Genomic DNA, 208 nt, shown 5'->3' with positions numbered 1-208 from the left:
GGTGACCTGATCCAGACTTCCAACGATACGAAAGGCCTCAGAACGCTTCTACGATGGATTGGCAGGCAACGTGCTGTGCATGTTGTCTTCGAGGCGACCGGCCCTTTCCATCGTCAACTGGAGAGTCATCTGGCCAGGGCCGGTATCCCATTCTCACGGATCAATCCGCGGCACGCAAGAAAGTTTGCTGAAGCAACGGGAAAGCTTG

General features: G+C 55.3%; 1 protein-coding gene. It reads left to right on the top strand.

All coding sequences use genetic code 11. The annotated features are described in order from the left end of the window. Positions 1–6: 6 nt before the first annotated feature. Positions 7–208, top strand: a 202-nt coding sequence (locus HK25_RS13595) for a transposase (RefSeq protein ID WP_369824753.1), incomplete at its 3' end; no start/stop codon positions are given.

Origin of the sequence: Acetobacter sp. DsW_059 (genome assembly GCF_002153695.1) — a bacterium.
Taxonomy (GTDB): Bacteria; Pseudomonadota; Alphaproteobacteria; order Acetobacterales; family Acetobacteraceae; genus Acetobacter; species Acetobacter thailandicus.
Note: the sequence above shows the minus strand (reverse complement) of the source record. Positions and strands in the feature narration are given on the sequence as shown.